This window comes from Halalkalicoccus paucihalophilus (genome assembly GCF_001593955.1).
Taxonomy (GTDB): Archaea; Halobacteriota; Halobacteria; order Halobacteriales; family Halalkalicoccaceae; genus Halalkalicoccus; species Halalkalicoccus paucihalophilus.
Map to the genome: position 1 here is coordinate 163,746 of NZ_LTAZ01000003.1, position 23,922 is coordinate 187,667.

Genomic DNA, 23,922 nt, shown 5'->3' on the forward strand with positions numbered 1-23,922 from the left:
GGTGTGAATCAGTATCCCTATGAGTCGTACCTGCTGGCGACGACCTCGCGGATCCGGTCCGCCGTCACCTCGCCGACGCCCTCCGCCTCCATGAGCTCCTCCTCGCTCGCGGTCAACACCGCCTCGACGCTGCCGAACTCGGCGAGTAGCGAACGGGCAGTCACGGGTCCGATGTCGGCGATCGACCCGACGACGTACTCCTGTTGTTCGGCGAGCGTCTTCGAGGACTTCCTGCCGTGGACGCTGACCTCGCGGTCGGCGGCCTCCTGTTCGCGTCCGGCGATCACGGCGAGCAGGTCGGCGGTGTCGGCCTCGTCCTCGGTTCGCAACACGGAAGCCCCGAAGTCGATCGCGAGGCTCGCGAGCGCCCCTCGGATCGCGTTCGGGTGGACGTTCCGCTCCTCGTAGAGGCCCTCGCCCTCGATGATCACGACGGGCCGGCTGTAGAAACGGGCCATATCCCCGACCTGCTCGAACACCGAGCGGTCCCCGCCCACGAGGGTTGCGAGGAAATCAGTCACCGATTTCCGCTCGACCGCCACGCGGTCCGAGAGGACGTAGTCGCCGACTTCGAGGGTTTCGAGACGCGTGGTGATCCCCTCCCGGGTCGAGAGGTCCCGCGCGATTGTCGCGTCGAGTTCGCGCTGGTCGGCGACGATCTCGATCCCTCCATCGGGATCGGGCGTCGCGGCTTCGGCATCGTCCGTGTCTCTCGTTTCTTCCGCTTTCTCCTCGTCCTCTCCACCTCTATCGTCGCTTCCGTCCTCTGCTTTAGACCCGTAGGACTCAAGCCCGTGGGCCAGATCGTCCACCTCGCTCTCCTCGTTGCGCGCACCCTCGGCGTCGAAGTCGGCGAGCTGGCGCTGGCTCGGGTCCAGTTGTTCCTCGACCTCGCTCGCGACCCCCTTCAGCTTGCGGAGTTCCGACTCCATCTCCTTTTCGCGTCGCCGGGAGATCCAGAAGTACGCCTCGTCACGGGTGTCCTCGGCGAGCAGGACGACTACGCGGCCCTCGTCCTGGCGTCCGGTCCGGCCCTTGCGCTGAATCGAGCGGATCGCGGTCGGGACGGGCTCGTAAAAGAGCACCAGATCGACCTCGGGCACGTCGAGACCTTCCTCCGCGACGGAGGTCGAGACCAGCACCTCGAACTCCCCCGTCCGGAAGGCGTCGAGCACCTCCTTTTGCTGTTTCTGGGTCATCCCTGAACTCCCCTCTTTGTCGCCCTGTCCGACGAACCGCCGGGCGTCGACGTGCTCGGAGAGGAACTCGGTGAGGGTCTCGGCGGTGTCGCGGTATTCGGTGAAGACGATCACCCGACTCCCGCCCTCGACCAGCGTCTCGATGGCGAGTCGCCTCGTTTCGGAGAGCTTCGGGTGGAGGTCGTCGTACTCGTCGGCCCGGCGCATCGCTTCCCTGACTTTCGCCTCCGAAACGAGGCGCTGGCTCGCCTTCGAAGCCCCGGAAGAACGGGCTTCGTTGCGTAGGCGCTCGAAATACGCTTCGAGCGCCTCGACGCCCTGTGATTCGACGACCTCGACGGCGTGTTTCAGCTTCATCACCTCCGCGTGGATCGACATTCCGGTGTAGCCCTCCGACTGGTCGTTCTGGATGAGCTTCTGGAGTTCGCTTCGCACCCCGAACAGCTCCTTGCGCGAGACGTCGACCCGTGCCGAGCCGATCACGCCCATCTCTTTGAGCTTCTCCAAGCGATCCTTGATCACCTCGTTGAGCGCGTCCCGGATCTCGATGATCTCCTCGGGAACCTGAATCCGCTTCCACTCGACCTCGGTGTCGTGGGTGTACTCCGCGACGTCCGAGTCGTCCTCGGTCATGACCTCGACCTCGGTGATCCCGAGGTTCTCACAGACCTCCAGGATGGCCTCCTCGTCGCCGCCGGGCGAGGCGCTCATTCCCGTTACTAGAGGATCGTTCGCGTCCCCGTGATAGCGCTCGGCGATATATACATACGAATAGTCGCCCGTGGCGCGGTGACACTCGTCGAACGTGAGGTGTGTCACCTCGGCAAGCGAGATCCGCCCGCCGACCAGATCGTTCTCGATCACCTGTGGGGTGGCGATGACTACTCGAGCGTCGTCCCATAGGGCCGCGCGATCATCGGGTCGGACTTCTCCGGTAAAAACGACGATCTCCTCGTCGGGGATCTCGAGGGCGTCGCGGTAGAACTCGGCGTGCTGCTCGACGAGCGGCTTGGTCGGTGCGAGAAACAGTGACTTCCCGCCGAGGTCGTTGAACCGCTCGGCGGTGACGAGCAAGCTCACAGTCGTCTTGCCGAGTCCGGTGGGGAGACAGACGAGGGTGTGGGCGGTCTTCGCCTTCCCCGCGAGTTGGATCTGGTAGAGTCGGCGTTCGATGAAACCGGGCGTGAGGAGGGGGTGATCCACGCGGGGAATCTGCTCGTCCGTGGCGGCCATTGGCTCGTTTTGTTCGTTCTCGGGGTTAAGGGTTCGCGTAGTGTGGTGGAAGTAAAACGCACGCCGGTTCGGACGAGGATCAGATCACCGTACTACCGACCCACATCGCGATCGCCGCCCCGATCGGGATCGTCAGGTTGTCGTCGACGATGTACCCCCGCACCGACAGTAGATAGCCGTCGGCAGCCGTCGCCGCCAGTGCGCCGAAGACGGCCGCTACTGGCGAAACGAACGCAAGCGCGAACAGAAAGCAGACCGAGAAGACCGCCCCGAGCGCCAGCGGCGATTTCGTCTCCCTGCCCTTTCCGAGATAGCCCCCGATGGGGTCGCCGACCGCGAGCATGAACATCGCGGGGACGCCGATCGCGGGGGGAAAGACGAGCGCCACGACGGCCATTCCGACCATGTACAGCGCGTAGCCCGCGATCTTCTCGTGTTCGTACTCGCGGGTGAGGTTCTGGTAGATCCACCAGTCCAGCCCCGAACGGAGCCGAACGAGTTCGAGCCCCATCGCGAGCACGACTCCGCCCGCGAGGATCCATCCCAACTGGGTCCACGTGAGGGCGCCGAGCAGATAGCTCGCGGGCGCTAACGCGCCGCTTGCGTGTACCAGTCGTCGCCCGATCTCTGCCACTACTCCGGCGCGTTCTCGGGCCCGACCGATAGTTCTTCGTATTCGTCGACGAGCGAGCCGAACGCCCGACCGCCGTCCCGTAGGGCGGCGAGAACGTCCGATAGCTCCGTGATCGGCACTCGGACTTGGGCGGTCGAATCCCGATCACGAACCGTTACCGTCTCGCTTTCGGCGGTCTCGTAGTCGACGGTCACACAGAAGGGTGTCCCAACCTCGTCCTGTCTCCGGTAGCGCCGCCCGATGTTGCCCGAGTCGTCGTAGGCGACCTCCAGTCCCGATTCTCTGAGATCGCTCGCGAGCCTGCGGGCGCGCTCGCCGAGACCGTCCCGGTCCATCAGCGGGAACACCCCTACCGTCGTGGGCGCCATTTCGGGAGCCAACGAGAGGTAGCTCCGCTCCTCGCCGTCGACCTCGTCCTCGCGGTAGGCGTGGGCCAGTAGGGTGTACAGCGTTCGACCCACCCCGAAGGAGGGCTCGACCACGTGGGGCGTGACGTGCTCGCCGGATTCGGTGACCTCTTCGATCGAAAAGCCGGTCTTCTCGATCGGGATCTCGTGGGATTCGCCCGCCACTTCAACCGCGACCGTTTCGCCCCCGAAGGCGGCCCGGTCCCGTTCTGCGAGCGTTTCGAGCGCGTCGGCGATCTCTCCCGCCGTCCCGCCGAACTCCGGCCCGAGATAGCTCATGTCGGGATCGACCGTGGCCCGCTCGGTCGTGATCGGCTCGTCGTACTGCTCGAACACCGTAAACTCCTCGTCGGCGTGGTCGGCGTGTTTCGAGAGGTCGTAGTCGCCCCGGTAGGCGAAGCCGGCGATCTCGACCCAATCCCCCCCTAACTCGCTTTCGGCGTCCCAGCAGTCGCTCGCGTAGTGGGCACGCTCGCCGGGCAGATGTTGGCGGAACCGGAACCGGTCCATGTCGACGCCGACACGCTCGTACCACTCCTGGGCGATTCCCAGATAGTAGGCGACCCACTCGGAAGCGATGGTGCCCTCCTCGACTGCCTCGCCGATGGTGGTGGTGAGGTACTCGCGTCCCTCCTCGCGCTGGTTCTCGATCGGGTACAGCGTCACCTCGACGTCGGACACCCGCGAGAGGTCGGGTTCGTCGCGCTCGGGGTTTACGAACTGCTCCAACTCCGCCTGCGTGAACTCTCTGACTCGGATCACGCCCTTGCGGGGGCTGATCTCGTTCCTGTAGGCGGGACCGATCTGGGTGACGCCGAAGGGGAGTTGATTCCTCGCGTACTCGGCGAGTTGGGGGAACTCGACGAAGATCCCCTGTGCGGTCTCGGGGCGCATATACCCCTGCTGGCCGCTGCCGGGCCCGATGGTCGTCTCGAACATCAGGTTGAACTCCTCGACGGGCTCGCCGGCCAGCGCGGCCCCACACGAGGGACAGACCAGTTCGTGTTCGCGGATCAGCTCCTCGACTTCCTGGATGGGGAGGGCTTCCGCGTCCTCGATTCCGGTGTTGTCCTCGATCAGGTGGTCCGCGCGGTGGCTCTCGCCGCAGTCGGCACACTCGACGAGCATGTCGTCGAACCCGTCGAGATGCCCGGAGGCCTCGAAGACCGCCTCGGGCATGATCGTCGGCGCTTCGATCTCCTGGTTGCCCTCCTTCACGGTAAAGCGGTCGCGCCAGGCGTCCTCGAGGTGGCGTTTGAGCGCCGCGCCCTCCGGCCCGTAGGTGTAAAAACCCGCGACGCCACCGTAGACGCCGTTGGAGGGGAAGAAGAAGCCGCGGCGTTTCGCGAGTTCCGAGAGGGTGCGTCCCTCCGAGTCGGACTCGCGCTCGCTATCGCTCATTCAACGCCTCCAGCAGGTGGGTGTCTTGGACGATACCTACGAGTTCGTCGCCGCCGGTCATCGGGAGCTGCTCGATGTCGTGGCGGATCATGAGCTGGGCGGCCTCCTGTGCGGTCCGACGTTTCGTCACCGTCTCCACGTCGGCGGTCATGAACTCCCGAACCGGTGCCCTCGGGATCTCGACGTTCCGGGTCGGCAGATATCGGTTTCCGATCGCCTTGATGCTCTCCCACTTCCAGTCGCTGTCGTCGCTGGCCATGCTGTCGCCGGTGCGCTCCTCGCCCTCGACGACCTCCGCGACCCCGATGACGTCGACCTCGGTCAGGATTCCGCAGGGATCCGCATCGTCGTCGAGCACCACCGCGTACGGCTCGTCGGCGTAGTAGAGTTCGCGCTCGGCGACGGGAAGGGGCGTCTCGGCGTAGATGCAGTTGACGTGGCGGGCGGCCAGCCCGCCGACCTCGACGTCGCCCTCGACGTCGCCGTTTGCGATCGCGTGGATCACGTCGGTGATCGTGACGATCCCCTCTAACTGACCGTCAACCACGGGGACGCGGCGTGCGCCCTCCCGAAGCATCAGGCTCGCAAGCTCCTCGATGGTCGTCCCTTCGGTCGTCGTCGGCACCTCCTCCAAGAGGAGCGCGAGTTGGTCCTCGTCGGGGTTCTCGATCAGCCCCTCGCGTGAAACCAGCCCGCGGAACTCCTCGACGCCGTCCTCGTTTTTCACCACCGGTACCGAGGAGAAGGCGTTCTCCTGGAGGTATTCGAGCGCGTCGTCACGCGAACCCGGAAGCTCGACGGTGACGAGCGCCGAGCGTGGCGTCATCGCGTCTGCGACCTTCATGCTCGCCGCATATGGCCCCGGGCGTCTTGTACCCCCCGGTCTCCCCGTTCGGATCGGCCGACAGCCCATCACCCCGAAACGCCAGCAAGCAGGTGCATGGCGTTGATTAGCGGGTGGATAAATCCGCACCCCGACTCCGAGAAGTTTATAAGCCTCGCTATCGATTGTCATATCATGTCCACGAAAGCGACCCCCGCGTCCGCTGTGGATGGCGAGACCGAGGTTATGACCTCGATAGACGACGCCGACGACGAGGAGTGCGTCATTATCGCCGACATCACCGCCGACGAGGCGTGGCTCGCCATGCCGCTTCGGGACGCGATGTCGCTTCCGGACTGTCGATAGAGAGGCTTTTTGACGTTCGCGTTCGTTGGCCTCCCGCATGCACTACCGCGAGGTCCGTACGAAACGGGAGTTCGCCGCCCGGATGGAGACCGGCGCAGACTGGCGCGAGGAGATCGAAACCCTCGCCGCCGAGGAGGAGATCGATGCGGGATTTTTCTACGCGCTCGGTGCGGTGCAGGACGCCGAACTCTGGTTCTACGACCAGCGCGACAAGGAGTACGAGACCGTCCAGTTCGAGGAACCCCTCGAAGTCGCCGCCTGCGTCGGCAACGTCGCGTGGCTGGACGCCGAGCGCTTCGCCCACACCCACGCGGTGCTCTCGCGGCCAAGCGGGCAGGCACTGGCGGGTCACCTCCACGCCGGAACGGTGTTCGCCGGCGAGTGTTACATGCGCGAGTTCGAGGGTGAATTCGTCCGCGAGCCCGACGAGACGACCGACCTCGACCTCTGGTTGTAGATGCACGAGGAGGACGAACGCTACTTCGAGCGGATCGAGTCCCGGTTGGACGAGGCGTTCGATCGGGCCGAGCGCGCTCGCTCGACCGGCGGCGACCCCCGTCCCGAGGTCGAGATCCCGGTCGCGAAGGACATGGCCGACCGAGTCGAGAACATCCTCGGGATCCCGGGCGTCGCCGAGCGGGTCCGGGAACTCGAGGAGCGGATGAGCCGCGAGGAGGCCGCGCTCGCGCTCGCTGAGGACTTCGCCGAAGGTCGCGTGGGCGAGTACGAGACCAAGGACGGCAAGATCGAGGGAGCCGTCAGGACTGCGGTCGCCCTGCTTACGGAGGGCGTAGTCGCCGCGCCCATCGAGGGGATCGACCGGGTCGAACTGTTGGAAAACGACGACGGAACCGACTGTGTGCGGGTCTTTTACGCCGGTCCCATCCGTTCGGCCGGTGGCACTGCACAGGCGCTCTCGGTGCTGGTTGCCGATTACACCCGCGCACTGTTGGGCGTCTCGGAGTATCAGGCACGTGACGACGAGATCGAGCGCTACGCCGAGGAGGTGGGACTCTACGACAAGACGACGGGACTGCAGTACTCCCCGAAGGACAAGGAGACGAAGTTCATCGCCCGGAACTGCCCGATCATGCTCGACGGGGAGTCGACGGGCGACGCCGAAGTCTCGGGCTTTCGCGATCTGGAGCGCGTCGACACCAACAACCCCCGTGGCGGGATGTGTCTGGTGCTCGCGGAGGGGATCGCGCTCAAGGCCCCGAAGATCCAGCGCTACACCCGCGAACTCGACGAGATCGACTGGCCGTGGCTTCAGGACCTCATCGACGGGACGATCGGCGAGGGCGACGAGGTTGACGAGACGGACGCCGGCGACGAGGGCGACGGGGACGAGACGGCGGACGCTGAACCCGACGAACCCGCCGGCCCGCCGCGGGTCGAACCCGCGACGAAGTTTTTGAGGGACCTGATCGCGGGCCGACCGGTCTTCTCCCATCCCTCCCGGCCGGGCGGCTTTCGCCTGCGCTACGGGCGGGCGCGCAACCACGGCTTTGCGACCGGCGGCGTTCATCCGGCGACGATGCATATCGTCGACGACTTCCTCGCGACGGGCACCCAGATCAAGACCGAACGCCCCGGCAAAGCACACGGGATCATCCCCGTCGACACCATCGAGGGGCCCACAGTTCGATTGGCAAACGGCGAGGTCCGGCGGATCGACGACGCCGCGGAAGCCCTCGAGGTGCAAAACGGGGTCGAGAAGATCATCGACGCCGGCGAGTACCTCATCAACTTCGGGGAGTTCGTCGAGAACAACCACCCGCTTGCACCCGCCTCCTACACCTTTGAGTGGTGGATCCAGGAGTTCGAGGACAGCGAGGCGAACGTCCAGGCACTCGCGGATTCGCCCCGTGTGGATCTCGAATCACCCACCGTCGAGGAGGCCCTCGACTGGGCGGTCGAGTACAACGCCCCGCTGCATCCGAACTACACCCATCTGTGGCACGACCTCTCTACCACCGAATTCGAGGCGCTCGCGGAGGCCGTCGATGAGGGGACGGTCAAAGCGGGCGAACTCGAACTGACTCGAACACAGGTGGTTCGGGAGGCGCTCGAGACCCTGCTGGTCGAACACCGACAGACCGCAGAGACCCTTTCGATCCCCGAGTGGCGCGCGCTCGTCGCGACGATGGGCTTCTCGGAGGAGCTGACCCGCGAGTGGGCCTCGCTCTCAGAGGAGGCCCACGCGTGGGACGGCGGGAACAACGCGATGAGGGCCGTCGCGGAGGTCGCGCCCTTTACCGTGCGAGAACGCGCCCCGACCCGGATCGGCAACCGGATGGGCCGGCCCGAGAAATCGGAGAAACGCGAACTCTCGCCCGCGGTCCACACCCTCTTTCCGATCGGGGAGGCCGGCGGCTCCCAGCGCGACGTCGCGAAGGCGGCCCGCTACGCCCCCGGGATGCGCGATACCCCCGGCGAGGTCGAGGTGAGCGTCGGCCGTCGGGAGTGCGAAGCCTGCGGGAGCCATACCTTCCGCGGGGACTGTCCCGACTGTGGGGCCAACACGTTTCCGCACTACGAGTGTCCCGACTGCGGAACCGAACTCGAACCCGACGAGGCCGGACGCGTCGAGTGTGCCCGCTGTGAAATCGAGGGTACGAGCGTCGACCGACAGGTCCTCGACCTCGACGAGATCTACCACGACGCCCTCTCCGCAATCGACGAGCGCGAGGGCTCCTTCGAGACGCTGAAAGGGGTCAAGGGACTGACTTCCTCGCACAAGACGCCCGAACCGATGGAAAAGGGGATCCTCCGGGCGAAACACGGCGTCTCGGCGTTCAAGGACGGCACCGTCCGCTACGATATGACCGACCTTCCCGTCACGTCCGTCCGCCCCGAGGAGCTCGACGTCTCCGTCGAGGAGTTCCGCCGGCTCGGCTACCACGAGGACATCGAAGGGACACCCCTCGAACACGCCGATCAGTTGGTCGAACTCAAGGTCCAAGACATCGTCCTCTCGGACGGCGCGGCCGAACACCTGCTGAAGACCGCCGATTTCGTCGACGAACTGCTGGAGGATTACTACGGGCTCGACCCGTTCTACGACGTTTCCGAGCGTGAAGAACTCGTCGGCGAACTCGTCTTCGGGATGGCGCCCCACACCAGCGCCGCCGTGGTGGGTCGCGTCGTCGGGTTTACGAGCGCCGCAGTGGGTTATGCCCATCCGTATTTTCACGCATCAAAGAGAAGAAATTGTGATGGGGACGAGGACTGCGTGATGTTGCTGATGGACGGCCTGCTCAACTTCTCGAAAGAATATTTACCCGACAAGCGCGGCGGACAGATGGACGCACCACTCGTGATGTCCTCGCGGATCGACCCTGCCGAGATCGACGACGAGGCCCACAACATGGACGTCGTCGAACGGTATCCTCTCGAATTCTACGAGGCGACCCTCGAACTGGCCGACCCCGGCGAGGTGGACATCAGGCTCGCGGAGGAATCGGTCGGCACCGCCGACCAGTATCGGGGCTTTGCCCACACCCACGACACCTCGAACATCGCGCTCGGACCCGATCTGTCGGCGTACAAAACCTTGGGCTCGATGATGGAGAAGATGGACGCCCAGCTCGAACTCGCGCGAAAGCTCCGAGCAGTAGATGAAACCGACGTCGCAGAACGGGTCATCGAGTACCACTTCCTCCCCGACCTGATCGGGAACCTGCGAGCGTTCTCCAGCCAGGAGACGCGCTGTCTCTCCTGTGGGAAGAAGTACAGGAGAATGCCCCTCTCGGGCGAATGCCGGGACTGCGGCGGGACGGTGAACCTGACCGTCCACGAGGGGTCGGTCAGCAAGTACATGGACACCGCGACCCGCGTCGCCGAGGAATACGGCTGTCGCGAGTACACCAAACAGCGCCTGAAGATCCTCGACCGCTCGCTCGAAAGCGTCTTTGAGAACGACAAGAACAAGCAGTCCGGAATTGCGGACTTCATGTAACCGTCCCTGTCCGTCGTTCCTACCGCAGAAGGTTGATGTGTGTCTCGATTCTACTGACAGTCGTATGAGTTCCGCAGAACCGCGGGGGCTGCAGGCGTTTCCCGAGGCGCTCTCGACGCGCGAGGCGTGGCTCGAACCGTTCGGGTGGTACCGCGAGATGCGCGAGAACGCGCCCGTTCGCTACGACCCCGGGCGCAACTCGTGGGACGTCTTTCGCTACGCCGACGTCAAGCGGATCCTGGACGACGATTCGACCTTCTCGGTCGACCCCTCGAAGGCGACCGATTTCGTCGAACCCGAGGGTCAGGGTGCGGGGCTGATCCTCGATACGATGCTCTTCGAGGACCCGCCGCGCCACGACGAGCTCCGGGGGGTCGTCGAGGACTCGTTTCGCCCGCGGGCGATCCGCGAACTCGAACCCCGGATCCGGGAGCTGACCCGCGAAATCCTCGACGACACCCTCGAAGGGGAGGGCGAGATGGATCTGGTCTCGGAGTTCGCCTACCCGCTGCCGGTCGTGGTGATCGCCGAACTGCTCGGCGTGCCCGTCGAGGACCGCGACCGGTTCAAAGAGTGGTCCGACGCCATCGTCTCCTCGGCGAGCGACGGCGAGGGCGGCGAAGAGTTCGCAGAACGCCAGCAGGAGGTCCAGCGCGAGATGGGCTTTTACTTCCTCCAGCTCATCGAGGAACGCCGCGAGAACCCCCAAGACGACCTGATCTCAACGATCGCGACCGCAGAGATCGACGGCGAGCCCCTGCCCCGCGAGGAGGTGCTTGGAACCTGCATGCTGTTGCTCGTCGCGGGCAACATCACGACGACGAACTTGATCACCAACGCCGTCCGGTGTTTCGGCGAGAACGACCTGTTCGGCACCTACACCGATGCGGGTGCGGTCCCGAGGTCAGCCATCGAGGAGACGCTTCGCTACCGCGCGCCGGTACAGGCGATGACCCGCATCGCGACCGAGGAGGTAACGATGAACGGCGAGACCATCGGTGCGGGCGAGCGGGTGATCGTCTGGATGGGCTCGGCCAACCGCGACGGCCGACAGTTCCCCGACGGCGATTCGTTCGTTCCCGATCGCTCGCCCAACCAGCACCTCGGGTTTGGCCACGGCACCCACTACTGCCTGGGCGCGCCGCTCGCCCGACTGGAGGCGGAGGTCGCCCTCTCGGAACTGTTCGACCGTCTCACGGACGTCGAACTCGTCGGGACGGACCTCGAACCCACCAGAAGCTCGTTCATCTACGGCGTCGAGTCGCTTCCACTGGAATACGCGACGGTCTGAGGGTCGACCTTTATGCTTCCCGGCGTCGAATCATTCGCCATGAACGACGGCGAGACACCCGACGACGTCAGCGAGGAGGAGATCGACCGGATCGACTTCGGCCAGCCGGTCTTCGACGGCGAGGGCAATCGCCTCGGGAAGGTCCGCGGGTTCGACAACGCGGGCTTTTACGTCACGATGCGCGAGGGCTACGAGTCCATGAGCGTCGAGCACGCCCGTTCTGGCGGCGAGTTCGGCGAGGCCGAACTCATGTGGCGTTGCACGGAGTGTGGCGAGATGGGCCGGATCGACGAGGGCCTCCCCGAGGAGTGTCCCAACTGCGGCGAACCCAAGGAGTCGCTGATGTACTGGACCGAAGACTAGCGGTGAGGATCGTCGTCTTCGGCGCGGGCAGTCTGGGGAGCCTTCTCGGGGGCTTGCTCGCTCGCGAGCACCGCGTCACGCTGGTCGGGCGCGATCCCCACGTCTCTGCGATCCGCGAAAACGGCCTGCGGATTTCGGGTGCTATCGAGGCCCGCGTCTCCCCGAACGCGACGACCGACGGAACCGACCTCGCGGCGGATCTCGTACTCGTTACGGTCAAGAGCTACGATACTGCCGAGGCCGCCCGGACCCTTTCGACTGGCGAGTTCGGGGCCGTACTCTCGCTTCAGAACGGGATCGGCAACGAGGAGCGCCTCGCACGCGACCTCGACTCCCCGGTTCTCGCCGGAACGGCCAGTTACGGCGCGGCCCTCGAGAAACCGAGCGAAGTCGCCTGCACGGGGGTCGGGCGAGTGGTCCTCGGATCGCCCGAGGGCGGCGAGAGCGCGCTCGCAGCGCGTGTCGGAGAGGCGGTCGCCGGTGCGGGCGTCGAGACGGCCGTCGCCCGCGATATGCCCCGGCGGCTCTGGGAGAAGTGTGCAGTCAACGCGGGGATCAATCCCGTGACGGCGCTGGCGGGAACGGAAAACGGCGCGATACTGGCCGAACCGGCGTGGCCGATCGCCCGCGAGGCGGCCCGCGAGACCGCCCGTGTCGCCCGCGAGAACGGGGTGGCTCTCTCCGAGGAAACGGCCGTCGGCGCGCTCCGGCGGGTCACGAGCGCCACACGTGAAAACACCTCCTCGATGGCACAGGACCTCGGGAAGGGACGGCGAACCGAGATCGACGCGATCAACGGTGCCGTCGTCGAACACGCCCGAAGGGAGGTCCCGACGAACGCATTGCTCGTCGGACTTGTGAAAACGTGGGAGAACTCGCGCGGACTGCGTTAGAACGGCGCCTGCGGGCCTTCGTCGCTCGACTCGTCGTCGGTGGTCTCGCCGGGGAACGAGGGGCTCATACCGCCGCCCATCCCGCCGTCGCCGCCCATGCCGGTCTCGGCGTGGACCTGGTTGATCTCGGGGATCTCCTTGACCATCCGGCTCTTGATCGCCTGGATCGTCATCGGGGAGATACCACAGCCGCTGCAGGCCCCGCCCAGCTGGATCGTCACCTCGCCGCTCTCGCGGTCGAGGTTCTGGATGGCGGCGCTACCGCCGTGCATCTGGATCTGTGGGAAGTTGCGCCGCAGGAAGTTCATCACGCGCTCGTCGAGGTCGTCCGCTCCCTGCGTTTCGGTGCTCATGTCCACGCGTAGGGTGCGACCGTTCTTAGACCTTTGGACTGCCTCAGTGCTCGACGCCAAGCACCCGGTGAAGCTCCTCCTCGATCCGCTCGACGTAGGTATCGAGGACTCCCTCAAATCGTTCGCGCTCGACGATAACGCCCCCTAATCGGTCGTAGGGGCTCTCCGGGAGATCGACCGAGAACTCGCCGCGTTCCTCGTCGTACTGGGGTTCGCTCTCGTTTAGTACCTGCTGATCGATCGCGTGGACCAGTTCGGAGTCGTAGCGCTCGTTCATGTACTCGAAGGCGTTCTTATAGGCCCGCTGAAGCTCGTTGAAGTAGTGGACGTACTTCTCCTCGAACTTCTCGGGATCGAACTCGGTCATACGCGTTCCTCGAACGGCGCGAGTAAAAACGGGCCGGTGTCGCACGACCGTTTCATTCTATATCGCCATTATCGATTTACTACATATCTCCCGGTCCGGTACCGGAGCGGTCGAGGAAACCCGAATCGGCCTGCGATGACCGGGTATGCCTCCGATACCAGTGATACCGGTCAGTGATCCCGACAGGCGGCGCGATGACCACGGTCGACTTCGTCACCTACGCCGGTCCGACCGTCCCCGGAGGATCGGCCCTCTAAGCCGACTTCGGAGCGGATCGACGGTGATAAATCTATTACGACGATACAAAATTCCTACCCAACTCCTGTACGTGTTTCACGGGGTGTATTACCCCCTCCCACGTAACCGGACCCATGAGTGCTACGATCGTGGAGGTAGAACTGCCATCCGAGGAGTTCGCCCTCTCGGAAACGCTTTCGGAACTCGAGGACATCGAGTTCGAGGTCGAACGGTTCGTCGCCCACGACGCGGATCACGTCATGCCGTTCGTCTGGGTCACTGGAACCGACAGTGACCGGATCGAGGACGCGCTCGAACGGGACGAGTCGGTCGAAAACCTCGAACTGCTTTCCGAGCTCGACGGCGAGTGGCTCTATCGGATGGAGTGGGTCGATCACATCGAGACGTTGATTCGAATCCTCGTGGAGGAGGATGGCTCGATCCTCGCCGCCTTCGGTGACGAGTCCGGCTGGCAGCTTCGCGTGCTCTTTGCCGAACGGGACGCGCTCTCTCGGACCTACGACTACTGTCGGGAGGCCGGACTTACGCTCGACATCCGAAGCATCTACCAGCTCGACGACGGTCGCGAGGGTCGATTCGGCCTCACGGACGAACAGCAGGACACGCTTGTCATCGCCTACGAGCGCGGCTACTTCGACGTTCCGCGGGAGATCACCCTCACCGACCTCGCCGACGAGCTCGATATCTCCCATCAGGCGCTCTCAGAGCGTCTGCGCCGCGGGGAAAAGAGCGTCCTCAAAAACACGGTTATCATCGGCTCCGAGGACGAGTAGATCGCCGCTCGCGAACGTACAGCCGATGAGCAACACGACGAGGACGAATCGAGCGGATTTGTCGATGGCGTCGAGTACGTCAAGCGACCCGTTCACGCCAGTTGGTCGCCCACGAGCCGATCCGCGTGGGCGATGAATGCCTCGCGCTCGCGTTTCGGAACCGTCGCCCCGGCGGCGACGTCGTGACCGCCGCCGTCGCCGCCGACGGCACTCGCGGCCGTCCCGATCACCGTGGAGAGGTCGAGTCCCCGGCGGACCAGCACGTGCGTTCCCCGGGCCGAGACCTTCGCGTTCTCCTCGTCCTTCTCGGCGAAGGCGACGATCGGTTTCTCGGGACTGATCCCGTCGGAGCCGAGCGCCATCCCCGCGACGATCCCGACGATCGTCTCGGGAATCCGATCCCCGGCGTCGAACCACTGGAGGTGGTCTTCACCGACGATACCGGTCTCTTTCACCCAGCCCAACCCCTCCGAGAGGTTGCGCCGGTGGTTTCGAAGCAGGGTTCGGGCCTCCTCGAGTGCCCCCTCGCGATCGCCCAGACAGACCGCGAGCCCCACGTCCGCGCGCTCGTAGCGCGCGGTGGCGTTCAAGAGGGTGGAAAACTCGCTCGCGTTCCGGAGTTCGGTCCCCGGTTTTTCGCGGGTGAGGATGTAGGTCGTCCCGATCAACCCGTCGATCTTCTCGCTCGACACGCCGCTTGCGACCGCCCGACGGACCAGCGCGCTCGCGACGGTTCGCTTCTCGTCGTCCGCCAGATCGGCCCAGCAGCGCCACTCCCCGTCCTCGCGCAGATCGAGGTCGAGGCCGTCGAGGAATCGAAGCGTCCCGTTGGCGTCGCCCGAGATCCCCGGGATCCCGACGTCGCTCGTGTACTCCAGCAGTTTGGGCAGCGGGCGCGTCTGGGTGCCGTAGATCGCGAGATCCGTGCCGGCCTCCAGTACGCCCGCCTCGACGCCCTCCCTGACGATCGCTTCGTTCGCGCCGACGAGTTCGCCGGTACTGGCCTGCATGTCGCCGACCGCGCCAACGACCGCGAGTGCCGCCAGATCCCGGTTGTCACCACTGCCTAACGCGCGAGCGAGGAGATACGTCGTTCCGGCCCCCGAGAGCTCCGTCGCCCCGTTGAGCCCTTCGAGCAAGGGGTTACAGTGAAACTCGGTCCCGGCGTCTGCGGGCTGGTGGTGATCGCAGATCACTGGCGTGAAATCGTCCGCCGCCTCGTGGTCGGCGATCAGGTCGAGTTGCCCGCTGCCGAAGTCGGTAAACAGCACCGTCTCGAAGTCGCGTTCGGCGATCCGTTCCAGTTCGTCCGCATCGAGCTGTTTCGCGAACGTCGCCTCGAAGTCGATTCCGGCGCGTTCGAGCGCGCTCGCGGCGATCCCCGCGCTCGTCAGCCCGTCGGCGTCGATGTGGGAGGCCAGCAGCACCTCCTCGGCCGCTGCTATCCGCCCTGCACAGGCGCTTGCACGTGCGTCGAGTTCGGGGACCGGACCGGTCATCTACCGACCCTTGGCCCGGCCTCGGGTATAAACTTCCGGAGGGACTCACCGAGCGTTTATCCTCGGCTCTCCATAGTCTCCGATATGCCCTCGGACTCGCTCGTTACCGTCCTCACGAAGCTACTGGTCGTGGGGCTGCTCGCTGTCACGCTCGTCTCGACGTACTTCACGGGCCGCCAGTCCGGCCCCGTCGCCGCGATCCCGGGTCTCATCCGTGTCTACCTCACACTCGCGCTGGCGGTCGGCGTTTTCGTCACGAGCCTGCTCGATCCGCGCTTTCAAATCGCGTTCGCGCTCGGGCTGACGGCGTTCGGGGTTTCGATGTATTTCACCGAAAGCGCCCTCGTCGGCGCCTTGCTCGCGGTCGTCGGGCTGTTCACGCTGGGAACGAAGGCCCGCGAACTCGCCTGAAGGCGAAACCGAAAAACGCCCGTCCGCCGTGGCGTCGGTATGAACGCCGCCTACCCACCGCCGATCGAACGCGGCGACACGGTCGCGGTGATCGCCCCCTCACACGCCGCCCCGAACGGCGCGCTCTCGCGGGGCGTCGAACGCCTGCGCTCGTTCGACCTCGACGTGGAGGTCTTCGATACCGCGACGCGCACGACTGAGTGGCTCCGGGCGAACCCCGAAGCGCGCGCCGAGGACGTCCACCGCGCGTTCGAGCGCGAGGACATTCGAGGGGTTGTCGCCGCGTTCGGGGGCAACTGCGAACTCCAGATGCTCCCCCATCTCGAGCCCGAGCGCCTCCGTGAGAACCCCACGCGTTTCTACGGCGCGAGCGACAACACCCACCTCCACCTGTTCCTCGATTCCCTCGGAATCGTCTCCTTTTACGGCGCGCAGCTGTTTCCGGACCTCGTCGCCGACCCGCGGATGCGCCCTTACACCCGGGAGGCAACCGAACGCGCGCTCTTCGGGACGCCTTTCGGCCCGCTCTCGCCCGCCGCGAAGTGGACCGACGAGTACTACGACGTCGGGAGCGACCTGCCAAGAACGTGGTTCGAAAGCGAGGGCTGGCACTGGCACAACGCGACCGAGGAGGTCCTCACCGCGCCCGTGGTCGGTGGCTGTCTCGCCATGCTCGAATCACAGCTCCTGACCGACACGTCCTACTTCACGCGCGAGACCTGTGAGGGACGGATCCTCGCGGTCGAGACCTCCGGGGAGATCCCCGAGCCCGCGGTCGTCGAGCGGTTCTTCATGGCGCTGGGCGAACGGGGGGTGCTCGACGCCTGCGAGGCACTCGTCGTCGGTAAACCCGAAACGCCCGGGGGTGACGAACGTGAGAAGTATCGTAGTCGCCAGCGCCGAGTTATCGCCGGCACCGTCGACGAGTACGCCGACCTCCCGATCGTCTTCGATCTGGATTTCGGCCACGCCGCGCCCGACCTCCCCCTGCCGCTCGGCGCACCCATGACGATCGACGCCCCCGCGCGGGCGATCCGCTTTAGCCGGTCGTAATCGCCGTCAGTCGTGATAGCTCGGTGCCGCCCGTTCGACGACGCCGCAGGCCAGTTTCTCGAAATCCGCGACGGCAGGGACGACGTCCACTTCGATCCCTGCGCGCTCGGCGGTCGCACGGGTCGGCTCGCCGATCGCACCGACAATAGCAGCCGAAAGGCCCGCGGTCGCCTCCTCGCGCAGTCCGCGCTCGGCCGCGGCCGCGAGGAAGTGCTCGACCGTCAGCGAGGAGGTAAACAGCGCGCCCTCGAGTTCGCCGGCGGCGGCCCGCTCGGCGGAGACGCCCGATTCGGGTGGGCGGATCAGTCTGTAAAGAACCGTCTCGTGGACGTACGCGCCCGCGTCGTTCAGCCCGTCGGTGAGCACCGAACTGCCGTGGTCCGAGCGGGCGACCTCGACGCGTGTGCCCGCGACCTCCCCGGCGAGCGCGCGGACGAGTCCGACAGAAGAGAACTCCTCGGGGATCAGGTCCACCTCGTAGCCCGTCTCCCGGAGCGCTCTCGCCGTTCTATCGCCGATCGCACAGACGGTCCCCGACGGCTCCCACCCCTCCTTTCGGGCGAGTTCGACGCCGGTCTTGCTCGTGAGCACGGTGAACTCGGCGTCCTCGCGCGGGCTTGCGCCCGCCGGCTCGACGGCGAGCATCGGGTCGGCTATCGGGTCCGCGCCGAGCGCCTTCAACAACTCGACCGCCTCCGCGAGGCGCTCGTCGTCGGGACGGAACACGGCGATCCGCGTTTCCTGGGTCATTCCTCGCCCTCCCCGTAGAGCCCCGCGACCCCGCCGATCACTGTCACCGCGGGCGGTTCGATTCCCGCTTCGTCCCGTACGGAGACGATCGTTTCGAGGGTGCCCGAGACTGCCCGCCCGTCAGGCCAGGTCCCTCGCTCGACCAGCGCGACGGGAGTCTCGGGGTCCATGCCGGCCTCGCGCAGCGCACGGGTGTACTCGGGGAGCTTCCCGACGCCCATCAGCACGACGATGGTCCCGCCGGTCGCGGCGAGCGCCTCCCAGTCGACCGCCGATTCGTCCTTGGTGGGGTCTTCGTGGCCGGTGACGAACGAGACGCTGGAAGCGTGATCACGGTGCGTCACCGGAATCCCGAAGACGGCGGGCGCGGCGATCGCCGAGGTGATCCCGGGGACCACCTCCACGGGGATCCCGCGCTCGCGGAGGTATGCCAGTTCCTCGCCGCCCCGGCCGAAGACGAATGGGTCCCCGCCCTTCAGCCGGACGACCCGCTTTCCCGCTCGGGCGAGTTCGAGCAGTCGATCGTTGATCTCCTCCTGACTCGTGCGTTCGCCGCCCGCGCGCTTGCCGACGTCCTCGCGTTTCTCCTCCGGGATCGACTCGATGATTTCGGGGCCCGGAAGCTTGTCGTGGAGCACGACGTCCGCGTCTTCGATCAGTCGCTTGGCCTTCACCGTCAGCAGCTCCGGGTCGCCGGGGCCGCTTCCCACCAGATGGACGGTACCGGTCATCCCTCGCCTTCCTCCGTCCGTTCGGTGTCGATCTCCTCCCCGCTCGCCTCGCGTTTGGCCTCCTCGATGAGTTCGCGGGCACCCCGTTCGGCCAGCTCCTCGGCGAGGTCGCGGGCGGCCTCGACGTGGCGTTCGACGGGGATGTCCCGCGTCACCGAGATCGTCGGCTCGCCCCCTCTGGCGAGCACCTGTACCCGCGTGCGGACGTACTCGCCCTGGATTACCGCGTGGATCCCGATCGGGGCGACACAGCCCCCGCCGAGCGTCGCGAGGATCGTGCGCTCGACTGTGGTCTCGACGCGGCTCCGCGGGTGATCGAGCGCGTCGTTGACCTCGCTCGCGAGGTCACCGTCCGCCATCGCCACCGCGAGCGCCCCCTGCCCGGCGGCGGGGACGAACGATTCAGTGGGAAGCTCTCGCGTGGGTATCTCCCGATCCAGCCCCAAGCGTTCCAACCCGGCCGCCGCGAGCACGATCGCGTCGAACGGCTCGGTTCGCTCGAAGGCCCGTCGTTCGCGCTCGGAGAGGTCCTCGACCCATTCTTCGGGCCGCTGATCGAACGCCGGATCGAAGTCGTCGTCGGTGTTGGCCTTTCGCTCCTCGTCGGCGGCGACCCGCCGGTCGTACTCCTCGTTGAGCGACTTCGAGAGCAGTTTCTCGACGCGGGTGTCGACGTTTCCGCGCAGGGGTTCGACCGTCAGATCCGGTCGCTTCGCGAGCAACTGGGCGCCCCGACGAAGGCTCCCGGTGCCGACCGTCGCCCCCTCGGGAAGCTCCTCCAGTGTGGCCCCGTTGGGGGTCACGAGGCGGTCGCCAGGCGTTCCGCGTTCGGGGACGGCCGCGATGACGAGTTCCGAGTCCTCCGTGGGCATGTCCTTCATCGAGTGGATCGCGCCCTCTACCTCCCCCTCCATCACCTTCTCGTCGAGACTGCGCACGAACGCGCCGGTCTTGCCGAGCCGGTGGATGAGTTCGTCGTCGATCCGGTCGCCGGTCGTCTCGACGGTGACGAGTTCGACCTCCCGGCGACGCCCCGAGAGCGCTCGCTTGACCGACTCGGCCTGGGCGAGCGCGAGGTCCGATCCGCGCGTCGCCAGCCGAATCGGGTCCGATCGCGTGGTCATACCGGCGTTTCGGCTCCCGATGCACATATACTGCCGGTTATCGTCATCGGTCGACCCGTCCGTGTTCGCCCCGCCCGATCGCTCCTCGAGCGCCCACAATCTCCCGAATAATGGATACCAGTTGTCATTTACGCACCCTTATCCCATCAGCCGTTTTGGACAACACATGGGAACGATCGCGGAACTCACGATACCGGCCGCGGAGTTCGCGCTGCGGGACACCCTCGCGGGCGTCCCCAGTGTGGAGGTCGAGATCGAACGCGTCGCCGCCCACAACGAGGGGCGACTCATCCCGTTCGTCTGGGTCCGTACCGAGGAGTTCGAGACCTTCGAGGCGGCGCTGGAGGAGGACCCGACCGTCGACGGGGTCGAGTGTCTCTCGGAACTCGAGGCCGAACGGCTCTACAAGATGGACTGGGTGGACTCGATCAACCCGGTTCACGCCATTCTTGAGGCCGACTCGACGATCCTCTCGGCGACCGGTACCGGCGGACGGTGGCGCCTTCGCGTTCTCTTTCCCGACCGCGGGGTGCTCTCGGAGACGTACGACCGCTGTCGGCGCGCCGGCATCGACTTCGACGTCACCAGCATCTACGACCTCGAAGGGGAGCGCCGCGGCCAGTACAGCCTCACGAAAGAGCAATACGACACGCTCGTCGAGGGGGTCGAACGCGGCTACTACAACGTTCCCCGTGACCTCACGCTCGGCGAGTTCGCAGAGAGCCTCGACGTCTCACACCAAGCGCTCTCGGAGCGACTGCGTCGGGGTCATCGGAACCTCATCGAGTCGGCGCTGATCACCGGCCCGGCCGAAGAATAACGAAAACGCGGTCGATGGTCTACCGGCGGGTGTCGTCGTCGTCCAACAGTCCGTCGTCATCGTCGTCCAGTAGCCCATCGTCGTCCCTGGTGCCCGTCTCGCCCGGAGGCGTGTTGGCACCCGACCCGGCCGTACTACCGGTTCCGGTGGTTCCGGTTCCGGTCGTGGTGGCCGATCCGAGTCGAACCGCGTCGTCGTCTACCGATGCGACGGACTCCGACTGCAACGGGTAGGTGTCCTCGTCGCGGTCGTCCCAACCGAGTTTCGACTTGATCTTGTCCGTCAACCCGGGGTCCGGGTCGACGTAGGCGGTCCCGTGTTCGACGTCCGCGATGATGCCGACCTCATCGCCCTGGTCGTTGACGACGGTCTTGCCCTCGTCGTCCTCGGTGAAGTTGTGTGCCATCGCGTCACCCACTACACCCGGATTCGGCTTGCTGACCGTGCTTGCACCCGCAGCCCGTTTATCAGGATCTTACGGGCGAACGGGCAGGGTGGTTTGGCGACGATAGAGGTAGTAGGCGGCTACCGGCGGCTGAAGCAGGGGAACGAACAGGCTCGCGAACGCCAGCGCGAGATACAGCGCGGGGTTGGGTCGCCAGTCGGCGACGGCACGCAGGTAGATCGCGTCCCGGTAGATCCCGACCGGGAACACGGCGAGCGCGAGTCCGGCCAACAGCGCCGGGATGGCGACGACGAGCGGGGGCAACGCGAGGACGTACGCCAGCAGCGCAACGGGGATCCCCGAGAGCGATCCGCCGAGCGAGGCGGCGACGACGGCCCACCAGCCGTCCCACCCCGGCGGGCGGTCGACCCGGTCGTGGCGTCGATAGAGGTAGAACAGGCCGACGGCCGGCGCGGAGAGCAACAGCGCCCCGAGCGCGTACAGCGGGTAGTTCGGCCGCCACAGCCCGCGCTCGCGAAGCGCCCGTCCGTCGAGGAACAGACAGACCGGGACGCCGATCCGGATCGCCAGCCCGCCGACGCTCGCTATCGCGAGGATCGCCCGCCCGACGAGCGGGTCGGGATAGCTCCGTAGCACGCCGACGATCCCGACGCCGATCACGGGCGGGAAGGCGAACAGCAGGACCTCCAAGAGCCGGTACCAGGGCCCGCGCCCCATCTACAGGGCGTGTTTGTACGCTTCGAGCGTTTGCTCGACGTCCTCCTCGGTGTGTGAATCGCTCACGAACTGGGATTCGAACCCGTTCTGGCTGAGGAAGACGCCCTGATCGAACATCGCGGGCCACAACAGCCGGTTCCAACGCTCGATCTCTGTGTTTCCGACGTCCGCGCCCGTCTTCGGACAGCGAGTGTAGCGCGCACAGTCGGTGCGTTGCTCACAGCCCGCCTCGCAGTGGCTTTCGCCCTCGACGGGCGTCTCGCGCGTAAAGAGCACCTTGAAGATACTGTCGGTCCCCGCCACCGTGTACTCGGGGGCCTGATCCGCACAGATGTCGGTCAGCCCCGACCGCAACTGCTCGCCCAGGTCGTTCACGTGGTCGTAGACGTCGTTCTCGGCGGCGTATTTCAGCGTTTTCAACCCGGCGGCCATCGTCACCGGGTGGCCCGAGAACGTGCCGGCCTGGAAGACGTCGCCCGAGGGGGTGAACGACTCGATGATCTCGGCACGACCGCCGATCGCGCCGACCGGAAAGCCCCCGCCGACGATCTTGCCGAAGGTCGTCACATCAGGGGTGACGTCGAACTTCCCCTGTGCGCAGGCGAGCCCACCGACGCGAAAGCCGGTGATGACCTCGTCGAAAACGAGGAGGGACCCGTGCTCGCGGGTGAGCTTTCGCAGGGTCTCGTGGTAGCCATCGACAGGGGAAACGATCCCCTTGTTCGCGAGGATCGGCTCGACGAGCACGCCCGCGATCTCCTCGCCGCGCTCCTCGAAGACCCGCTCGATCGCCTCCGTATCGTTGAAAGGCACCGGAATCGTGTGCTCGGCAAAGGACTGGGGAACGCCCTTCGTACTCGGAGAAGGACTCTCGGGACCGCCCTCGACGAGCGTCGACTCCTGTGCGCCGTGATACCCGCCCTGCATGACGACGATCTTCTCCCTCCCCGTGTAGCCCCGCGCGAGGCGCACCGCCGAAACGGTCGCCTCGGTACCCGAGTTCACGAAGCGGACCTTCTCGACCGAGGGGACGTGGCGGGAGACGAACTCCGCGAGTTCGACCTCGATCTCGGTGGGCGCGCCGTACATCGGCCCGGCGCTGGCCTGTTTTTGGATCGCCGACTGCACCTGCTGGGGCAGGTCGTGGCCCAAAAGCAGGGGCCCGAGCCCCATCACCCAGTCGATATACCGATTTCCGTCGGCGTCGATGACGTGTCCCCCGTCGCCGCGCTCGACGAAGAAGGGGTACGGCTGGATCGACGCTCTCACCGGCGAATTGACGCCGCCCGGCAGGACCGAGAGCGCCCGGTCGTAGAGATCGCGCGAGTCCTTGAGGGTCATACCCGCGCTTTGTCGCCGAGGCTCATTAATCGCGGTGGGTCGGCGTCGCGCGTGTCGCCGTCGCCTTGAACGAGGCGACGACCGCCCGGCCGGGTTCGAGGCCCAGTCGGTCGACGCTCGTCCGCGTCACGAGTGCGAGAAGCGACACTTCCGAACCGATATCGAGGCGGACGCGCGCGACCGATTCGCCGGTCTCGACGGCCTCGACGGTCCCCGAAAACCGGTTGCGAGCGCTCGTTTCCTCGGGTGCGGGCGTCTCCTCGGGTGGGGTGAGCGTGACCGCATCCGAGCGGATCGCCACCGTGACCGCCTCGGCCTCGGGCGGGACGAGCGCCCGGAGCCGCCCGGGTCCACAGTCGACGGTCCCGAGTTCGCCGTCGCGCTCGATCACCCGGCCCGAAAGCACCGTCTCCTCGACGGCGGTCAGGCCCTCGGCGGCGGTCTCGAGGCGGTCGAAGCGCGCGAGCAACGCGCGTGCGTCCTCGGTGAGCGAACTCCCGCCGCCGCCCGATCCTCCCCGCTGGCGGTCGACAAGCGGGCCGAGCGCCTCCTCCAGTTCGACGACCCGACGTTGAGCGTGCGAATAGGAGCGTTCGAGCGCGTGTGCGGCCGCGTGAATCGACCCGTGTTGCTCGATGGCTTCGAACAGCACGACATCCCGGTCGGTAACGACCGCATCGCCGACGGCCAACCCCATCTCGAGTGTGCCGCGAACGTCCTCGTCCATGGAAGGAATACGATACCCCAG

At 66.1% G+C, this 23,922-nt stretch carries 24 protein-coding genes; 10 read left to right on the forward strand and 14 right to left on the reverse strand.

Features of this window, described 5'->3' with window-relative positions; genetic code table 11:
- Nucleotides 1–17: 17 nt before the first annotated feature.
- The 4 genes from HAPAU_RS04405 to HAPAU_RS04420 form a co-directional block, all read right to left on the reverse strand.
- Complete coding sequence (locus tag HAPAU_RS04405) at nucleotides 18–2,432, reverse strand: DEAD/DEAH box helicase (protein ID WP_066380084.1); 2,415 nt, start codon at nucleotides 2,430–2,432, stop codon at nucleotides 18–20.
- A 79-nt stretch (nucleotides 2,433–2,511) separates the two neighbouring features.
- The gene (locus HAPAU_RS04410; protein ID WP_066380085.1) at nucleotides 2,512–3,066 is read right to left on the reverse strand and encodes a dolichol kinase; all 555 of its coding nucleotides are present in this window, start codon (nucleotides 3,064–3,066) and stop codon (nucleotides 2,512–2,514) included.
- Nucleotides 3,066–4,874 carry a glycine--tRNA ligase gene (gene glyS / locus HAPAU_RS04415; RefSeq protein WP_066380088.1) on the reverse strand — a complete coding sequence of 603 codons (1,809 nt, stop codon included), beginning with the start codon at nucleotides 4,872–4,874 and terminating at the stop codon, nucleotides 3,066–3,068. The genes HAPAU_RS04410 and glyS overlap by 1 nt, the downstream gene beginning before the upstream one ends.
- Nucleotides 4,864–5,718 (reverse strand): CBS domain-containing protein, encoded by an 855-nt coding sequence (locus HAPAU_RS04420; RefSeq protein ID WP_066380090.1) that lies wholly within the window; start codon nucleotides 5,716–5,718, stop codon nucleotides 4,864–4,866. Before HAPAU_RS04420 ends, glyS begins: the two co-directional genes overlap by 11 nt.
- Nucleotides 5,719–5,892: 174 nt before the next feature.
- On the opposite strand from HAPAU_RS04420, the gene HAPAU_RS04425 reads away from it, so the two are divergent.
- The 6 genes from HAPAU_RS04425 (at nucleotide 5,893) to HAPAU_RS04450 (ending at nucleotide 12,571) form a co-directional block, all read left to right on the forward strand.
- Nucleotides 5,893–6,063, forward strand: coding sequence for a DUF7556 family protein (locus tag HAPAU_RS04425; protein ID WP_245634028.1), 171 nt, complete (start codon nucleotides 5,893–5,895; stop codon nucleotides 6,061–6,063).
- Between the two features lie 37 nt (nucleotides 6,064–6,100).
- The gene (locus tag HAPAU_RS04430) at nucleotides 6,101–6,520 is read left to right on the forward strand and encodes a PPC domain-containing DNA-binding protein (RefSeq protein WP_066380094.1); all 420 of its coding nucleotides are present in this window, start codon (nucleotides 6,101–6,103) and stop codon (nucleotides 6,518–6,520) included.
- Nucleotides 6,521–10,024, forward strand: coding sequence for a DNA polymerase II large subunit (locus tag HAPAU_RS04435; protein ID WP_066380095.1), 3,504 nt, complete (start codon nucleotides 6,521–6,523; stop codon nucleotides 10,022–10,024). It begins immediately after the preceding gene.
- A gap of 64 nt (nucleotides 10,025–10,088) precedes the next feature.
- Entirely contained in the window at nucleotides 10,089–11,315 is a 1,227-nt protein-coding gene (locus HAPAU_RS04440) for a cytochrome P450 (RefSeq protein ID WP_066380096.1), read from the forward strand.
- A 39-nt stretch (nucleotides 11,316–11,354) separates the two neighbouring features.
- Nucleotides 11,355–11,678 carry a DUF7130 family rubredoxin-like protein gene (locus tag HAPAU_RS04445; RefSeq protein WP_066380324.1) on the forward strand — a complete coding sequence of 108 codons (324 nt, stop codon included), beginning with the start codon at nucleotides 11,355–11,357 and terminating at the stop codon, nucleotides 11,676–11,678.
- 2 nt (nucleotides 11,679–11,680) lie between these two features.
- Nucleotides 11,681–12,571, forward strand: a complete 891-nt coding sequence (locus tag HAPAU_RS04450) for a ketopantoate reductase family protein (RefSeq protein ID WP_066380098.1) — start codon at nucleotides 11,681–11,683, stop codon at nucleotides 12,569–12,571.
- On the opposite strand, the gene HAPAU_RS04455 is transcribed toward HAPAU_RS04450, so the two are convergent.
- The gene (locus HAPAU_RS04455; protein WP_066380100.1) at nucleotides 12,568–12,924 is read right to left on the reverse strand and encodes a NifU family protein; all 357 of its coding nucleotides are present in this window, start codon (nucleotides 12,922–12,924) and stop codon (nucleotides 12,568–12,570) included. The genes HAPAU_RS04450 and HAPAU_RS04455 overlap by 4 nt on opposite strands.
- 43 nt (nucleotides 12,925–12,967) lie before the next feature.
- Entirely contained in the window at nucleotides 12,968–13,291 is a 324-nt protein-coding gene (locus HAPAU_RS04460; protein ID WP_066380101.1) for a DUF5783 family protein, read from the reverse strand.
- 371 nt (nucleotides 13,292–13,662) lie between these two features.
- On the opposite strand from HAPAU_RS04460, the gene HAPAU_RS04465 reads away from it, so the two are divergent.
- Nucleotides 13,663–14,322, forward strand: a complete 660-nt coding sequence (locus HAPAU_RS04465) for a helix-turn-helix domain-containing protein (protein WP_066380103.1) — start codon at nucleotides 13,663–13,665, stop codon at nucleotides 14,320–14,322.
- 92 nt (nucleotides 14,323–14,414) lie between these two features.
- On the opposite strand, the gene HAPAU_RS04470 is transcribed toward HAPAU_RS04465, so the two are convergent.
- Nucleotides 14,415–15,821, reverse strand: a complete 1,407-nt coding sequence (locus HAPAU_RS04470; RefSeq protein ID WP_066380105.1) for a DHHA1 domain-containing protein — start codon at nucleotides 15,819–15,821, stop codon at nucleotides 14,415–14,417.
- Nucleotides 15,822–15,905: 84 nt separating this feature from the next.
- On the opposite strand from HAPAU_RS04470, the gene HAPAU_RS04475 reads away from it, so the two are divergent.
- Together HAPAU_RS04475 and HAPAU_RS04480 are read left to right on the forward strand one after the other, a co-directional pair.
- Entirely contained in the window at nucleotides 15,906–16,232 is a 327-nt protein-coding gene (locus HAPAU_RS04475) for a hypothetical protein (protein WP_066380107.1), read from the forward strand.
- 39 nt (nucleotides 16,233–16,271) lie between these two features.
- Entirely contained in the window at nucleotides 16,272–17,285 is a 1,014-nt protein-coding gene (locus HAPAU_RS04480) for a S66 peptidase family protein (protein WP_066380108.1), read from the forward strand.
- A gap of 6 nt (nucleotides 17,286–17,291) precedes the next feature.
- Here HAPAU_RS04480 and HAPAU_RS04485 read toward each other — a convergent pair whose 3' ends face one another.
- From HAPAU_RS04485 to hemC, 3 genes are read right to left on the reverse strand one after another with little or no spacing between them, the layout of a single operon-like run.
- Nucleotides 17,292–18,035 carry a uroporphyrinogen-III synthase gene (locus tag HAPAU_RS04485; RefSeq protein ID WP_066380110.1) on the reverse strand — a complete coding sequence of 248 codons (744 nt, stop codon included), beginning with the start codon at nucleotides 18,033–18,035 and terminating at the stop codon, nucleotides 17,292–17,294.
- Nucleotides 18,032–18,766: a uroporphyrinogen-III C-methyltransferase gene (gene cobA / locus HAPAU_RS04490; protein ID WP_066380112.1), complete on the reverse strand. Its 735-nt coding sequence runs from the start codon at nucleotides 18,764–18,766 to the stop codon at nucleotides 18,032–18,034. Before cobA ends, HAPAU_RS04485 begins: the two co-directional genes overlap by 4 nt.
- Nucleotides 18,763–19,890, reverse strand: coding sequence for a hydroxymethylbilane synthase (gene hemC, locus HAPAU_RS04495; protein ID WP_066380325.1), 1,128 nt, complete (start codon nucleotides 19,888–19,890; stop codon nucleotides 18,763–18,765). The genes cobA and hemC overlap by 4 nt, the downstream gene beginning before the upstream one ends.
- A 166-nt stretch (nucleotides 19,891–20,056) precedes the next feature.
- Between hemC and HAPAU_RS04500 the strand changes: the two genes are divergently transcribed.
- Nucleotides 20,057–20,710, forward strand: a complete 654-nt coding sequence (locus tag HAPAU_RS04500) for a helix-turn-helix domain-containing protein (RefSeq protein ID WP_066380114.1) — start codon at nucleotides 20,057–20,059, stop codon at nucleotides 20,708–20,710.
- Between the two features lie 19 nt (nucleotides 20,711–20,729).
- Here the strand turns inward: HAPAU_RS04500 and HAPAU_RS22875 are convergent, their stop codons facing one another.
- The 4 genes from HAPAU_RS22875 to HAPAU_RS04520 form a co-directional block, all read right to left on the reverse strand.
- The gene (locus tag HAPAU_RS22875; RefSeq protein WP_066380116.1) at nucleotides 20,730–21,116 is read right to left on the reverse strand and encodes a hypothetical protein; all 387 of its coding nucleotides are present in this window, start codon (nucleotides 21,114–21,116) and stop codon (nucleotides 20,730–20,732) included.
- Between the two features lie 69 nt (nucleotides 21,117–21,185).
- The gene (locus tag HAPAU_RS04510) at nucleotides 21,186–21,833 is read right to left on the reverse strand and encodes a hypothetical protein (RefSeq protein ID WP_066380118.1); all 648 of its coding nucleotides are present in this window, start codon (nucleotides 21,831–21,833) and stop codon (nucleotides 21,186–21,188) included.
- The gene (hemL, locus tag HAPAU_RS04515; RefSeq protein ID WP_066380120.1) at nucleotides 21,834–23,174 is read right to left on the reverse strand and encodes a glutamate-1-semialdehyde 2,1-aminomutase; all 1,341 of its coding nucleotides are present in this window, start codon (nucleotides 23,172–23,174) and stop codon (nucleotides 21,834–21,836) included.
- A gap of 25 nt (nucleotides 23,175–23,199) precedes the next feature.
- On the reverse strand, nucleotides 23,200–23,901 hold the full coding sequence (locus tag HAPAU_RS04520) for a TOBE domain-containing protein (protein ID WP_084383664.1): 702 nt from the start codon (nucleotides 23,899–23,901) through the stop codon (nucleotides 23,200–23,202).
- Nucleotides 23,902–23,922 lie beyond the last annotated feature (21 nt).

Coding starts and splice junctions, on each gene's coding strand:
- HAPAU_RS04405 (WP_066380084.1), bottom strand. CDS start 2,432: ATGGCCGCCACGGACGAGCAGATTCCCCGCGTGGATCACCCCCTCCTC.
- glyS (WP_066380088.1), bottom strand. CDS start 4,874: ATGAGCGATAGCGAGCGCGAGTCCGACTCGGAGGGACGCACCCTCTCG.
- HAPAU_RS04420 (WP_066380090.1), bottom strand. CDS start 5,718: ATGAAGGTCGCAGACGCGATGACGCCACGCTCGGCGCTCGTCACCGTC.
- HAPAU_RS04425 (WP_245634028.1), top strand. CDS start 5,893: ATGTCCACGAAAGCGACCCCCGCGTCCGCTGTGGATGGCGAGACCGAG.
- HAPAU_RS04430 (WP_066380094.1), top strand. CDS start 6,101: ATGCACTACCGCGAGGTCCGTACGAAACGGGAGTTCGCCGCCCGGATG.
- HAPAU_RS04435 (WP_066380095.1), top strand. CDS start 6,521: ATGCACGAGGAGGACGAACGCTACTTCGAGCGGATCGAGTCCCGGTTG.
- HAPAU_RS04440 (WP_066380096.1), top strand. CDS start 10,089: ATGAGTTCCGCAGAACCGCGGGGGCTGCAGGCGTTTCCCGAGGCGCTC.
- HAPAU_RS04445 (WP_066380324.1), top strand. CDS start 11,355: ATGAACGACGGCGAGACACCCGACGACGTCAGCGAGGAGGAGATCGAC.
- HAPAU_RS04455 (WP_066380100.1), bottom strand. CDS start 12,924: ATGAGCACCGAAACGCAGGGAGCGGACGACCTCGACGAGCGCGTGATG.
- HAPAU_RS04460 (WP_066380101.1), bottom strand. CDS start 13,291: ATGACCGAGTTCGATCCCGAGAAGTTCGAGGAGAAGTACGTCCACTAC.
- HAPAU_RS04465 (WP_066380103.1), top strand. CDS start 13,663: ATGAGTGCTACGATCGTGGAGGTAGAACTGCCATCCGAGGAGTTCGCC.
- HAPAU_RS04470 (WP_066380105.1), bottom strand. CDS start 15,821: ATGACCGGTCCGGTCCCCGAACTCGACGCACGTGCAAGCGCCTGTGCA.
- HAPAU_RS04475 (WP_066380107.1), top strand. CDS start 15,906: ATGCCCTCGGACTCGCTCGTTACCGTCCTCACGAAGCTACTGGTCGTG.
- HAPAU_RS04480 (WP_066380108.1), top strand. CDS start 16,272: ATGAACGCCGCCTACCCACCGCCGATCGAACGCGGCGACACGGTCGCG.
- HAPAU_RS04485 (WP_066380110.1), bottom strand. CDS start 18,035: ATGACCCAGGAAACGCGGATCGCCGTGTTCCGTCCCGACGACGAGCGC.
- cobA (WP_066380112.1), bottom strand. CDS start 18,766: ATGACCGGTACCGTCCATCTGGTGGGAAGCGGCCCCGGCGACCCGGAG.
- hemC (WP_066380325.1), bottom strand. CDS start 19,890: ATGACCACGCGATCGGACCCGATTCGGCTGGCGACGCGCGGATCGGAC.
- HAPAU_RS04500 (WP_066380114.1), top strand. CDS start 20,057: ATGGGAACGATCGCGGAACTCACGATACCGGCCGCGGAGTTCGCGCTG.
- HAPAU_RS22875 (WP_066380116.1), bottom strand. CDS start 21,116: ATGGCACACAACTTCACCGAGGACGACGAGGGCAAGACCGTCGTCAAC.
- HAPAU_RS04510 (WP_066380118.1), bottom strand. CDS start 21,833: ATGGGGCGCGGGCCCTGGTACCGGCTCTTGGAGGTCCTGCTGTTCGCC.
- hemL (WP_066380120.1), bottom strand. CDS start 23,174: ATGACCCTCAAGGACTCGCGCGATCTCTACGACCGGGCGCTCTCGGTC.
- HAPAU_RS04520 (WP_084383664.1), bottom strand. CDS start 23,901: ATGGACGAGGACGTTCGCGGCACACTCGAGATGGGGTTGGCCGTCGGC.